This window comes from Rhizobium sp. Nf11,1 (assembly GCF_050587665.1).
Classification (GTDB): Bacteria; Pseudomonadota; Alphaproteobacteria; order Rhizobiales; family Rhizobiaceae; genus Rhizobium.
Genome location: NZ_JBOBHU010000021.1, coordinates 20811 through 34223 on the forward strand (window position 1 = coordinate 20811; position 13413 = coordinate 34223).

The window sequence follows — 13413 nt, forward strand, 5'->3', positions numbered from 1 at the left end:
TGAGAAAGGACCAGTCACATGGTCAGCTTTGGCGGTATAGCCCGCAAGTTATTTGGGTCGTCCAATGATCGCCGCGTGCGGTCCTACCAGCCGAACGTCGCCGCGATCAACTCCATCGAAGAGAAGACGAAGGCGCTGACGGACGAGCAGCTCGCGGCAAAGACCGTCGAATTCCGCGCCCTTCTCGCCGAAGGCAAGACGCTCGACGACATTCTGATTCCCGCCTTCGCCGTCGTGCGCGAGGCGTCGCGCCGCGTTCTCGGCCTGCGACCTTTTGACGTACAGCTGATCGGCGGCATGATCCTGCATTCGAATGCGATCGCCGAGATGAAGACCGGCGAAGGCAAGACCCTCGTCGCCACCCTGCCGGTCTATCTGAACGCGCTTTCCGGCAAGGGCGTGCACGTCGTCACCGTCAACGACTATCTGGCTCAGCGCGATGCCGCGACCATGGGCCGCGTCTACAGCTTCCTCGGCATGACCACAGGCGTCATCGTCCATGGCCTCTCCGACGAGGAGCGCCGCGCGGCCTATGCCTGCGACATCACCTATGCCACCAACAACGAGCTTGGCTTCGATTATCTGCGCGATAACATGAAGTACGAGAAGAATCAGATGGTCCAGCGCGGCCACAATTTCGCGATCGTCGACGAAGTCGACTCGATTCTCGTCGACGAGGCGCGCACGCCGCTGATCATTTCCGGTCCGCTCGACGACCGTTCCGAGCTCTACAATACGATCGACGCCTTCATTCCGCTGCTCGCGCCCAGCGATTACGAGATCGACGAGAAGCAGCGTTCCGCCAACTTCTCCGAAGAGGGCACCGAGAAGCTGGAAAACCTGCTCCGCCAGGCTGGCCTCTTGAAGGGTAACGCGCTCTACGACATCGAGAACGTCGCAATCGTCCACCACATCAACAATGCGCTCAAGGCCCACAAGCTCTTTCAGCGCGACAAGGACTATATCGTCCGCAACGACGAAGTCGTCATCATCGATGAATTCACCGGCCGCATGATGCCGGGGCGGCGCTATTCGGAAGGCCAGCACCAGGCGCTCGAAGCCAAGGAAAAGGTGCAGATCCAGCCGGAAAACCAGACGCTGGCTTCGATCACTTTCCAGAACTACTTCCGCATGTACGATAAGCTCGCCGGCATGACCGGCACTGCGCAGACGGAAGCGGAAGAATTCGCCAACATCTATAATCTCGACGTGGTCGAAGTCCCGACCAACCTGCCGATCAAGCGTATCGACGAGGACGATGAGGTCTATCGGACCTTCGACGAGAAGTTCAAGGCGATCATCGACGAGATCCTCGATGCTCATAAGCGCGGTCAGCCGGTGCTCGTCGGTACGACCTCGATCGAGAAGTCGGAGCTGCTTGCCGAGCGCCTGCGCAAGCAGGGTTTCAACGACTTCCAGGTGCTGAACGCCCGCTACCACGAGCAGGAAGCCTATATCGTTGCCCAGGCCGGTGTACCGGGCGCCGTCACGATCGCCACCAATATGGCCGGCCGCGGCACCGACATTCAGCTCGGCGGCAACCTGGAAATGCGTATCGAGCGCGAGCTCGGCGATGTCGAAGCCGGTCCGGAGCGCGACGCAAAGGTCCAGGCGATCGTCGAGGAAATCAAAACTCTCAAGGAAAAGGCGCTTGCTGCCGGCGGTCTCTACGTCATCGCCACCGAACGCCACGAAAGCCGCCGTATCGACAACCAGCTGCGCGGCCGCTCCGGCCGTCAGGGCGACCCCGGCCGCTCGAAATTCTACCTTTCGCTTCAGGACGACCTGATGCGCATCTTCGGCTCCGACCGCATGGACAGCATGCTGACCAAGCTCGGCCTCAAGGAGGGCGAGGCGATCGTCCATCCGTGGATCAACAAGGCTCTCGAGCGCGCGCAGAAGAAGGTCGAAGCCCGCAACTTCGATATCCGCAAGAATCTGCTGAAGTATGACGACGTCCTCAACGATCAGCGCAAGGTGATTTTTGAGCAGCGTCTCGAGCTGATGGAATCGACCAATATTTCCGAGACCGTGTCCGACATGCGCCGCGAAGTGATCGAGGATCTGGTTGAAAAGCATATCCCCGAGCGCGCCTATGCCGAACAATGGGATGCCGTCGGCCTGAAGACCGGTGTTGCCAATATTCTGAACCTCGATCTGCCGATCGAGGAGTGGTTCAAGGAAGAAGGCATCGGCGAAGACGACATTCGCGAGCGCCTGACGCAAGCCGCCAACGCCGCCTTTACCGAAAAGGCCGAGCGCTTCGGCGACGACATCATGCATTATGTCGAACGCTCGATCGTCATGCAGACGCTCGATCATCTCTGGCGCGAGCATATCGTCAACCTCGACCACCTGCGCTCCGTCATCGGTTTCCGCGGCTATGCCCAGCGCGATCCGCTGCAGGAATACAAGTCGGAAGCCTTCGAACTCTTCACCGGCCTCCTCAACAATCTGCGCGAGGCCGTCACGGCCCAGCTGATGCGCGTCGAGCTGGTGCAGCAGGCGCCGGCTGAGCCGGAACCGCCGCTGATGCAGGCCCATCATCTCGATCCGACGACCGGGGAGGACGATTTCGCCCCGATCTACCAGGCCTCCGAAGTCATCGTCTCGCCTGAAAACCGCAATCCGGAGGACCCCACCACCTGGGGCAAGGTCGGGCGCAATGAGGCCTGCCCTTGCGGCTCCGGCAAGAAATACAAGCATTGCCACGGTGCTTTCGAGCAGGTCTGAGGCAAATTGCGAGAAAGCTGAAAATGCCGCCTCCGAGGCGGCATTTTCTTTTCTGCGGCAGCACCGAAACCCGGATTTCGCAGCCGAATGGCGACCTGGTCCGGAACCGTTTCTTAACCCTGCTCTGTCAAGACTTCAGAGACGATTTGCCTGACCTCAGAGTTTTGCGTGTTCATCATGGCGGTCATAGAAACAGCGGAGAAACTGCTGCCCGCGGGCCTGCGCCCGGTCGGCGGCCGCACGCTGCGCATGTTTGCCGCCATGCTCACTGAACGCGGCGAAAAGGCCGCGGCCCGGCGCATGGCGCTGACGGCCTTCTCGATCCGCATCCTCAGCGCCGCGCTGGCCTTTATCTCGCAGATCGTGCTCGCGCGGCTGATGGGCGAATATGAATATGGCATCTTCGTTTTCGTCTGGGTGCTGATCGTCCTCGTCGGCGATCTCTCCTGTCTCGGCTTCCACACCGCCATCGTCCGCTTCCTGCCGCAGTACAAGGCAGCGGGCGCCTTCGAGGAAATCCGCGGCCTGACCGGCACTGCGCGTATCTTCGCGATGCTTTCCGGCACGGTGATGCTCGCCGCCGGCATGATCGGGCTGCATTTCTTCGGCGATATGATCGAAACCTATTATCTCGTCCCGATCTTCCTCGGCCTGCTTGCCATGCCGATGATCGCGCTCGGCGATATTCTGGAAGGCACCTCGCGGGCGAACCATTGGCCGGTGATGGCGCTGAGCCCGGTCTATATCGTCCGGCCGATTCTCATCATCGTCTTCATGCTGATTGCGATTGCGATGGGCGCAGCGCATACGGCCGTCACCGCCATGCAGGCAGCGCTTGCCGCCACTTTCGTCACCGCGCTGGGCCAGTATGGCGCGACACTCTATCGCCTTCGCCGGCACTATGACGAAGGTCCGCGCAAGGTCGATTTCCTCGCCTGGCTGAGCGTCGCCTTCCCGATCTTCATCATCGAGGGTGTGAGTTTCCTGCTCACCAATTCCGATGTCATCGTCGTCGGCATTTTCCTTGAACCGCACGATGTCGCCATCTATTTCGCCGCCGCCAAAACCATGGCGCTGGTGCATTTCATCAATTTCTCGGTCAAGGCCGCGTCCGGCCCGCGCTTTTCCTCGATCATCGCCGAAGGCGATCAATCCCAGCTCGCCAACGCCGCCGCCGACGCCGCCCGCTGGACCTTCTGGCCAGCGCTCGGGGTCGGTCTCGTCGTCCTCGCGGCCGGCCATCTGCTGCTGTCGCTGTTCGGCGGCGCCTTCACGTCAGGTTATCTTGTCATGGCGATCCTGCTCGCCGGCATCCTTGCCAAGTCACTGGTCGGCCCGGCTGAAACGCTGCTGATGATGGCGGGCAAGCAGAACCTCTGTGTGGCGCTCTATGCCGGCGCATTGGCTGCCAATGTCGGCCTCAACCTCGCTTTGAGCCCGCACTACGGCATCGAAGGCACCGCCATCGCCACGGCCTCGGCCATGGCAGTCGAGGCTATCCTCCTGCATGTCGCCGTGCGCCGCACGCTCGGCATCGCCCTCTTCGCCTTCGCCAGCCCCTCCGCCGCAACGCCAGAAATGAGAGTTCGATAGATGGTGCGCCTGCCCCCCGTCACCGAAAGCACCGACAGCATCAGCAACCGCATGATCCATGAGCTCGCGGCGCTGCATTTCGAAGCGCCGCAGGCCGAGGCCCGTGCCGAGATCGGCCGGCCGGGGCGCGAGCTCTGCCTCTATCCTGGCAAGCTCGGCTACGAACTTCAGGATGAGCTCGACTTCCTGTCCAACCGGGCGATGGAACCGAACGTCTTTTTCTCCGGCCGCTTCCTTGCGCCCGCCATGCCGCGGATCGAAGACCGGCAGGTCAATTTCGCCCTGATCCGCGATCACGGCGCCGGCCGTAGCCGCATGCGTTTCCTCCTGCCGTTTTCGGTCGACAGACCGGGCTTTGCCGTCGGCCCCTCGATTATCCGCGGCTGGTCGAACAGCTTCGGCCCGCTCGGCACACCGCTCGTCGACAGCGAAGACGCGGCCGAAACCCTCGACAATCTCTTCGAGGGGCTGACTGCTCCCGATCTCAATCTGCCGAACACACTGGTCTTGCCCGACCTGAGATTGAACGGCATTTTCGTGCGTATGCTCAAGGCCGTGGCGCTCGGCCGCAATCTTCCGCTCACCGTGGCCAATCCCTATCTGCGCCCCATGCTGCAGAGTGAGGAAGAGGCGCCCGCCTATCTCGGCAAAACAATATCCTCGTCGCATATGCGCGAGATGCGCCGACAGTGGCGCCTGCTTGAGGAACAGGGAACGGCGGTCTATGCCGTCGCCCGCCAGCCGCGCGACGTCCACGTCCGCTTTGAGGAATTCCTGGCGATGGAGGCCGGCGGCTGGAAGGGCAAACGCCGAAGTGCTCTCGTCACCGATCGCTACCATACCGCCTTCGCGCGCGAAGCCGTCTCGAACCTTGCCGCCGTCGACGCCGTGCGCATCCATACGATCGATCTCAACGGCAAGGCGATCGCCGCCATCGTCGTTCTGATGATGGGCGGCGAGGCCTATACCTGGAAGACGGCCTATGACGAGAACTATGCCCGCTATTCGCCGGGCAAGCTCCTGATGAGCGAGCTCACGGAATGGCACCTCGATGACGCCAATATTGTGCGCTCGGATTCCTGCGCCGTCTCCGACCACCCGATCATGAGCCGCTTCTGGCAGGAGCGCGAGGAGATGGGAACTTTGGTCATCGGTCTGACGCAGAATGGCGACCGCGACATGCGCCAGGCCGCCGCCCAGCTGCACATGTATCGCAGCACCCGCAACATGGCGAAAATGCTGCGCGAGAAGATCATGTCGCTCGCCGGCCGAGGCTAAAGCATCTCCGGGATGCTTAGCCCTCAGCCGCAGCCTTCTCCCGCAGCAGCCGGCGGATGACCTTGCCGGTTGTCGTCAACGGCAATGACTCGACGAATTCCACCTCGCGCGGATATTCGTGCATCGAAAGCCGCATCTTCACCCATTCCCTGATTTCGGCGGCCAGCGCCTCGCTCGGCGAATGACCGGGTGACAGCACGATATAGGCCTTGACGATCTCGGTGCGCACCGCATCGGGTTTGCCGACGGCCGCGGCCAGCTGCACGGCGGGATGGCCGATCAGGCAATCCTCGATCTCGGCCGGGCCGATGCGATATCCGGACGATGTGATCACGTCGTCGTCGCGGCCTTCGAAGGTGACGTAGCCGTCTTCGTCCTGCCGGCCGATGTCGCCGGTAAGCAGCCAGCCGTGGAGAAATTTTCGTTCGGTCGCCGCCGCGTCGTTCCAATAGCCGAGGAACATGACGGGATCGGGACTGGCGATAGCGATCTGACCGGATTCGCCCGCCGGCAGTTCGTCACCGGCCTCGCTGACGATCGCGACACGATGGCCGGGCACCGCGCGTCCGATAGCGCCGGCCTTGGTGACGCCAAAGGCGGCACTCGACGACAGCACGAAATTGCATTCCGTCTGGCCGTAGAATTCGTTGACGGTGATGCCGAGCGTGCGCTGCGCCCAATCATAGGTCTCGCGGCCGAGTGCTTCTCCCGCCGAGCCGATGGTGCGCAGCACCAGATCATATTTCGACCTGGGGTCGGAAACCGACCGCATCAGCCGAAGCGCCGTCGGTGGAATGAAGGCATTGCGCACCTTCATCTCTGCCATGATCCGATAGGCCATCTCGGCATCGAATTTCTGCGCCGGCGACGAGACGACGGGGACGCCGAGCAGAAGGCTCGGCAGCAACGCGTTGAGCAGCCCGCCGGCCCAGGCCCAGTCGGACGGGGTCCAGACCTTGTCGCCCGCCTTGGGAAACCCTTCATGGGCGAACTGCATGCCAGGGACATGCCCGGGCAGAACACGGTGGCCATGCAATGCGCCCTTGGGCGACCCCGTCGTGCCCGAGGTGAAGATCATCAGCGCCGGATCGTCGGGCGTTGTCTTCTCTCCCTCGAAGACCGGCGCATGCGAGGCGGTCAGATCGGCAAAGGAGAGGGCGTCGGCAGCGTCGCTGACGCTGATCATTTGTCGCAGCTCCGGCAGGCGATCGCGGATTTGCCGGACCCGATCAAGGCCGAAATCATTGGTGATGATTGCCGCCGCGCCTGAGATTCTGAGCCGATATTCGAGCGCCTCGACGCCGAACAGCAGTGCCAGTGGCAGGGCGATTGCACCCATTTTATAGATCGCGACGTGCGCAATCACGGTCTCGAAGGACTGGGGCATCAGCAGAGCGACACGATCGCCACGCTTGATGCCGAGCGACGCCAGCGCATTGGCGAACATGGAGGAAGTACCGGAAAGCTCGCCATAGGTCAGCGAACGATGATTGCCGTCCGGACTGAAATGCTCCAGACAGACGCGCTCCGGATGTCGCACCGCCCATTCGTCGCTAACGGCGCGGCCGATATTGAAATCCTCCGGAATCCGCCAGGAAAAATCACGGTAGAGATCGCCATAACGATCGAAGGACGGCAGTCGCATAGTCGGATTCCGGTGAAATGCTGCACCAGCTAACACCTTGCGGCGCGGATACGCAAGCTGCAGGGAAAAACGGCAGATCACGCACCAGTGGGGGCATTGTCCGGAGATTGTTTATTCAGCCCCTGCGACTTTCGCGGTTGCGCACTAGATCATGAAACGCGCGCGGGGTTATCTCAAGTCTTGGAGTTTTTCATGGAATACGTCAAATTCGGAAAGACCGGGCTCGAAGTCTCGAAAATCTGCCTGGGCTGTATGACCTTCGGTGATCCCGGCCGCGGCAATCATGCCTGGAGCCTGCGGGAAGAGGAAAGCCGGACGATCATCAAACAGGCGATCGACCTCGGCATCAATTTCCTCGACACCGCCAATACCTATTCCAACGGTTCCTCGGAGGAGATCGTCGGCCGCGCGATCAAAGACTTCGCCAAGCGCGAGGACATCGTGCTGGCGACCAAGGTGTTCAACCGCATGCGGCCGGGCCCGAACGGCGCCGGTCTGTCACGCAAAGCGATCTTCGACGAGATCGACAATAGCTTGCGCCGTCTCGGCACCGACTATGTCGACCTCTACCAGATCCATCGTTTCGACTATATGACGCCGATCGAGGAAACGCTGGAAGCACTGCATGACATCGTCAAATCGGGCAAGGCGCGTTATATCGGCGCCTCGTCGATGTATGCTTGGCAATTCGCCAAGGCACTCTACATCTCTCGGCTGAACGGCTGGACCGAGTTCGTCAGCATGCAGAACCACCTGAACTTGCTTTACCGGGAAGAAGAGCGGGAAATGCTGCCCTTCTGCGAAGACCAGAAGATCGCCGTCATCCCCTGGAGCCCGCTGGCCCGTGGCCGCCTGACCCGCGACTGGGACGAGACGACGGCGCGTAGCGAAACCGACGAATTCGGCAAGACGCTTTACACGCAGTCCGTCGATGCCGACCGCAAGATCGTCAATGCCGTCGCCGAAATCGCCGGAGCCCGGGGCATTTCCCGCGCCCAGGTCGCCACCGCCTGGATCCTGCAGAAGAACGTGGTCACTGCGCCGATCATCGGCGCATCCAAACCGAACCACCTGACGGACGCCGTTGCCTCGCTGTCGGTCAAACTCACCACCGAGGAAATCGCGGCACTCGAAGCGCCCTACATCCCGCACGCCATCGCCGGCTTCAAATAGCCGCCGGCATCTCGATCGGCAGACTGGCGTGGAGAGGGTCGGAACATCGGCATCGGCGCTCGGGATTATGCCCGGCTGGCGGGATCGAGCTGCCGACGCATCGTCACCAGGAACTGCTCGGCAAGTCCCCTGTCCTCGACGGCGCGCGCAAGAATCACGGCACCCATCATCGATGAGAGCGTCGTCGCGGCATTGGCGCGGCGCTCCTCTTCGGTCTCGCCGGGAACGATATCGGCAAGTGTGTCGACCAGTACGGACAACCCATCGCTGAAGACCGCGCGGACCGCGCCGCGGCTGCGGCTCACCTCCTGGATCAAGGTGGCGAAGACGCAGCTGCCGCCTGGATCGTCAACAGTGCGCCAGTGGATATAATGGTCGAGAAGCGCTTGCAGCGGCCTGTCCGGAGACTCGGCAATATGTTCCTTCCAGCGCCTCTCGACCTTGTCGATCAGCTTGCGGCTGACCTCAAGTGCCAGCTCGTCCTTCGAACTGAAGTGGCCGTAGAAGCCGCCATGCGTCAGCCCCGCCGCCTTCATGATGTCGGCGACGCCGACACCGTCGAAACCGTTCTCGCGAAAGAGCACGCCGGCAACAGTGAGGATCCTCTCGCGGTTCTCGGCAAATTTTTCGCGGCTGACCCGCATCTTCATTCTCCAGAAATCGTCGCTTGACAAAATATATGATGTCCATCATGAATAAGCAAGAAATATGATGACCATCATGTAAATTGGTTCTGTACCTTCCCCAACCTGAATTCGAATGGAATCCCCTCATGGTTTCAACAGTTCTTGCCTCCTCCCTTGCGCGGCGCAACATTCATTACGGTTGGGTCGTCGTTGCCGCCACCTTTCTGACTATGCTGGTGACAGCAGGCGCCATGGGCGCGCCCGGCGTCCTCATCAAGCCGCTCCAGGACGAGTTCGGCTGGGAAACGTCGCAGATTTCCTCTGCGCTGGCGATTCGCTTGATCCTTTTCGGCTTCATGGGTCCGTTCGCCGCTGCCTTCATGAATTATTTCGGCGTCCGTAAGGTTATCGTCTTTGCGCTGGCGCTGATCGGCGCGGGCTTTGTCGGCTCGCTGTTCATGACAAAGCTTTGGCATCTGCTGGCGCTGTGGGGTGTCGTCGTCGGCTTCGGCACCGGCCTGACGGCGATGGTGCTGGCGGCGACGGTTTCGACGCGCTGGTTCGTCAAGCATCGCGGACTTGTCGTCGGCATGCTCTCGGCAAGCTCGGCGACCGGGCAGCTCGTCTTCCTGCCGCTGATGGCGGAACTGACCGAACGTTACGGCTGGCGTGCCACCGTGTTCTTCGTCTGCGCCATGATCATGGCGGCCGCCCTTCTCGTCCTTCTCTTCATGCGTGACCGCCCCTCGGACGTGAATCTGCCATTATTGGGAGAAGCCCATGTGGCGCCGGCGCCGACCCGAACGACGCTCGGCGCTGCGCTGATGACGCCGATCACCACGCTCCGTGAAATCTCGACGACCTCGACTTTCTGGATATTGTTTGCCACCTTCTTCATCTGCGGCCTCAGCACCAACGGCCTGATCCAGACCCATTTCGTCACCCTCTGCGGCGATTTCGGCATCGTGCCGGTTGCCGCCGCCAGCGTCCTTGCCGTCATGGGCATCTTCGATTTCTTCGGCACCATCGGCTCCGGCTGGCTCTCCGACCGCTTCGACAATCGTTGGCTGCTCTTCTGGTATTACGGCCTGCGCGGTCTCTCGCTGCTCTATCTGCCGTTCAGCGATTTCAGCTTCTACGGCCTCTCCATCTTTGCCATCTTCTACGGCCTCGATTGGATCGCCACCGTGCCGCCCACCGTCAAGATCGCCGCCGATCGCTTCGGCCGCGAAAAGGCCGGTCTCGTCTTCGGCTGGGTCTTTGCCGGCCACCAGCTGGGCGCTGCCACGGCAGCCTATGGCGCCGGCCTGTCTCGCACGGAATTATCGAGCTACCTGCCCGCCTTTTTCGTCGCCGGCGCCTTCTGCCTGCTGGCCTCGATCCTGGCGATTACGCTGAAGAAGTCCGGCCTGCCCAATGCGGCACCCGCTGCCGCTCATTGAGATCGACAGGATCCGGCCTCGTAACGAGGCCGGATTCCCGCGGCATCGCCGCGATAACTTCGCTCGCCCGTCTTGCGCGCTCGCCCGCTCGCATGTTAGACACCCGCCTCGTCTGGATCCGTTGCCCCATTGGCGGAATTGGTAGACGCGCTCGACTCAAAATCGAGTTTCGAAAGAAGTGCTGGTTCGACCCCGGCATGGGGCACCACTCACAAAAACGAGAGCTGTTTTTGTTTGGATTTTTTGCTGGTTTTGTCCCACAAACTTCAATGCTGGAAAGTGTGGGACAAATTTGATCCAGTTTCGTTCCAGATTGAGTGGTTACTACAAAGGTAACGTGATTAGGGGAGTTGGCATAATTGCCACACCCTCCTTGTACGTCTAGAGTGGTATTGCCATCTTAGACGCAGTGTGCAACTTGTATCAGCGGCGCCGCCATTAACGTGAGGTTAACGGAAGAAGCGCCATAATCGCGGTAACATCGAGAGACATATGAGCGGAACTCTTTCCATCTCCTGTCGTTCAGACCCGATGTATAACGTACCGCAGGGAGATATCATGTCTAGAATCCCTCAACCCGCGCCTCATGCGTACGGGGTCAGGCCGGCGTGGCGCCCCCAGATAACGCCAGCCGATTACAGCGATGAGGTCTCCGACGCCGAACTGGAGGCGTTGCGTAACCTCTCCTCAAGAGAGATCGACGAAAAAGATCTCGACCTGGTCGATGGCCCGGCCTGGTGAATCGTGGCAAGAGAGTGCTATCCGGTAGCCACATTGCCGCAACAACTCGACATCGTTTGGTGTCGCTTTCCTCTTGAAGAGATGCCAAAGAAGCCTGGGCCGAAGCCCAGGCCAGCTTTGGTTCGCGCCGTATTTCTATCGAAAGATCAATCATGGGGCGCGATCGAGGTAACGTACGGGACATCTAGGTATAGTCCGCGAGAGAAACCATTCGACCTCCACGTATACAACGCGGCTGAGATGGATGATTGCGGACTGCCTCAGGCAACGTGCTTCATCTTGGACAAAACTTTGAAGCTGCTGTGGGGTCCTGATTACTTCTGTAAGCGCGACGATGGTACCGGTCCAATCATCGGGCACCTTTCTCAGAGCGCCCTCATGCAGCTTGAGGCCGTCAAGGTCGCTCGTCGGCGCGAGGGCTACTAACTTTCCGGAACAAGCTTCTGGATAGCGCCTGCTGCAATCTTCTTGCGGCGGGCTTTTTTCGTATAGACAGTCGTTTGGTTTTTCGTCGTCCAGCCGAAGATCGCCATCAGCTCCTCGTCCGTCGCTCCGTTTTCGGCTGCGATTGTGGCGCCGGCTTTGCGCAGTCCATGGGTGCTGCAGTGGAACAATTCGGCCTGATCGCACCAGTCTCGCATCTTGTTGCCGAGGCCGTTCGTCGTGAACGGCTTGCCGAATTCTGTGATTAGGAATGTCAGATTGCCAGTCTGGCTTTCGTCGATCGTGCGCTGCAGCTCAGGCAGCACAGGAATCTCGACAACGACGCCGCTGCTCTTCTTCGTCTTCCCCGGCCTCATGGTCAGCACGCCGTCACGGATATGCTGGCGGCCGAGGACGGCGAGGTTGTCGAGGCGCAAGCCGGTGTAAAGCGCCAGGTGCAGCATCAGCCGCGCTTTAGACCCTGCCGGATGCTTTGCCTCATACTGGCGAACCTCGGGCACCGTCCATGTGTGATAGCCATCGCCTGAATAAAGAAGCTTGATCTTGGCGGCAGGATTGGTCTCGGCGATATCGTTGTCGATCGCCCAGGAGAACATCGCCGAGATCGCGCGCTTCACCTCGTTCTGCGCACCTGGTGTCGAGCGTAGCTCGTCGCGGATCTTCAGGACGTGCCTGCGCTTCAGATCCAGGAACGGTAGGCCGCCGACGCGAGCTTTCTTCTTGCCGAAATGAAACTCGGCAATCTCCTCCAGCATGTTGGCGCGACGAGTCCACTTGCCTTGGCTGATCTTACCAACGGTCCTGCGCTTGTATTCTGCTATCAGCCAATCGATCGTTCCGGCCTTGACGTCCTTCGGTGCCTCGGGCTTCGGCCTCGGCTTTTCGTCCAGCGGGACGTAGGGAATACCGAGGCGGGCGCACGCAACCTCATCCTCGAAATTCTGCGTTCCCGGCTCCTGGTGTAAGCGCACCTTCTTGCGCCCGGCTGCGCGAAAATAGTAACGGGGCTCTCTCGTCCGCCAGTCGCGATCGAGGGTAACGCCCTTCGGCAGCTTGGTTTCAATCTTCTTCTGCATCGTCAAAAGCATTGCCCGCAACCGGTTCGTCGTCAAGATCGCCGGCGGCCTGACCCTTGTGAGGGAGAGAGCGGAAGGCCCGAATGACTTCCTCGACATCGTAGACGAGCCGCCCACCGATGACGCGCGGGCCTGGCATGGTACCCGCGGCGACGCAGCGATCGTAGAGCGTCGGGCCAATACCTATGAGGGCGGCCGCCTGCTCACGGCTGATGCCGATTGGCGGCAGGGATGACGGCAGAATTTCCATGCGCTGCAGCTTCACATCAAGCCTCCTCGCAGATCGGCGGCCCGCCGCTGTGGCCGATCATGGCGGCGGCCTTGCGCGCCTGCCATTGGCGAATGATGTTGCGCTTGCGGGTGACGAGCTGCAGGTGCTCTTCCGAATCGTAACGGACGCAGAGCCGATTTCTGCAGACGTGATCAAGTTCCTTCTTGCCGGGAATGTAGCCGTGCTCGTTGGTCCAGAGGACGATGTGCACGGCGACCGTCTGGCCTCCCAGGCTCATGCGGGGATAGCCAGCCCCTCGGCCCTTTTCGCCCGAAGTCGGGCCGGTCCAGAGCCAGCAGCCGGTTTTCTCGTCGACGTGGACACGGGCCATGATCTTTTCGCGGATGCGGTCGCGCCGGGTCATTGGGTACCCTTCGAAGCGTAAAAGGCG

At 60.9% G+C, this 13413-nt stretch carries 11 protein-coding genes and 1 tRNA gene; 7 read left to right on the forward strand and 5 right to left on the reverse strand.

Translation table 11 applies throughout. The features are described from left to right. Positions 1-18 precede the first annotated feature (18 nt). From secA to ACQ7C1_RS24820, 3 genes are all read left to right on the forward strand, one after another. Entirely contained in the window at positions 19-2733 is a 2715-nt protein-coding gene (secA, locus tag ACQ7C1_RS24810) for a preprotein translocase subunit SecA (protein ID WP_430960172.1), read from the forward strand. A gap of 177 nt (positions 2734-2910) precedes the next feature. Then, positions 2911-4326: a lipopolysaccharide biosynthesis protein gene (locus tag ACQ7C1_RS24815; protein WP_430960173.1), complete on the forward strand. Its 1416-nt coding sequence runs from the start codon at positions 2911-2913 to the stop codon at positions 4324-4326. After that, the gene (locus ACQ7C1_RS24820; protein WP_430960174.1) at positions 4327-5604 is read left to right on the forward strand and encodes a GNAT family N-acetyltransferase; all 1278 of its coding nucleotides are present in this window, start codon (positions 4327-4329) and stop codon (positions 5602-5604) included. 16 nt (positions 5605-5620) lie between these two features. Here ACQ7C1_RS24820 and ACQ7C1_RS24825 read toward each other — a convergent pair whose 3' ends face one another. Next, complete coding sequence (locus ACQ7C1_RS24825; protein ID WP_430960175.1) at positions 5621-7249, reverse strand: AMP-binding protein; 1629 nt, start codon at positions 7247-7249, stop codon at positions 5621-5623. A gap of 192 nt (positions 7250-7441) precedes the next feature. Between ACQ7C1_RS24825 and ACQ7C1_RS24830 the strand changes: the two genes are divergently transcribed. Continuing rightward, positions 7442-8422: an aldo/keto reductase gene (locus tag ACQ7C1_RS24830; RefSeq protein ID WP_430960176.1), complete on the forward strand. Its 981-nt coding sequence runs from the start codon at positions 7442-7444 to the stop codon at positions 8420-8422. Positions 8423-8487: 65 nt separating this feature from the next. Here ACQ7C1_RS24830 and ACQ7C1_RS24835 read toward each other — a convergent pair whose 3' ends face one another. Further along, entirely contained in the window at positions 8488-9066 is a 579-nt protein-coding gene (locus ACQ7C1_RS24835; RefSeq protein WP_285196097.1) for a TetR/AcrR family transcriptional regulator, read from the reverse strand. 128 nt (positions 9067-9194) lie between these two features. Here ACQ7C1_RS24835 and ACQ7C1_RS24840 point away from each other — a divergent pair, with 128 nt between their 5' ends. The 3 genes from ACQ7C1_RS24840 to ACQ7C1_RS24850 all read left to right on the forward strand — a co-directional run bounded on the left by ACQ7C1_RS24840 (position 9195) and on the right by ACQ7C1_RS24850 (position 11231). Beyond that, positions 9195-10490: an MFS transporter gene (locus ACQ7C1_RS24840; RefSeq protein WP_430960177.1), complete on the forward strand. Its 1296-nt coding sequence runs from the start codon at positions 9195-9197 to the stop codon at positions 10488-10490. Positions 10491-10613: 123 nt separating this feature from the next. Then, positions 10614-10698: transfer RNA gene (locus ACQ7C1_RS24845), tRNA-Leu, on the forward strand. Positions 10699-11048: 350 nt separating this feature from the next. After that, positions 11049-11231 (forward strand): hypothetical protein, encoded by a 183-nt coding sequence (locus tag ACQ7C1_RS24850; RefSeq protein ID WP_430960178.1) that lies wholly within the window; start codon positions 11049-11051, stop codon positions 11229-11231. 422 nt (positions 11232-11653) lie between these two features. On the opposite strand, the gene ACQ7C1_RS24855 is transcribed toward ACQ7C1_RS24850, so the two are convergent. The 3 genes from ACQ7C1_RS24855 to ACQ7C1_RS24865 are packed head-to-tail and all read right to left on the reverse strand — an operon-like array spanning position 11654 to position 13386. Further along, positions 11654-12751 carry a tyrosine-type recombinase/integrase gene (locus ACQ7C1_RS24855; RefSeq protein WP_430960179.1) on the reverse strand — a complete coding sequence of 366 codons (1098 nt, stop codon included), beginning with the start codon at positions 12749-12751 and terminating at the stop codon, positions 11654-11656. After that, positions 12735-13016: a hypothetical protein gene (locus ACQ7C1_RS24860; protein ID WP_430960180.1), complete on the reverse strand. Its 282-nt coding sequence runs from the start codon at positions 13014-13016 to the stop codon at positions 12735-12737. The genes ACQ7C1_RS24855 and ACQ7C1_RS24860 overlap by 17 nt, the downstream gene beginning before the upstream one ends. Position 13017: 1 nt before the next feature. Next, positions 13018-13386: an HNH endonuclease signature motif containing protein gene (locus ACQ7C1_RS24865; RefSeq protein ID WP_430960181.1), complete on the reverse strand. Its 369-nt coding sequence runs from the start codon at positions 13384-13386 to the stop codon at positions 13018-13020. Positions 13387-13413: the final 27 nt, after the last annotated feature.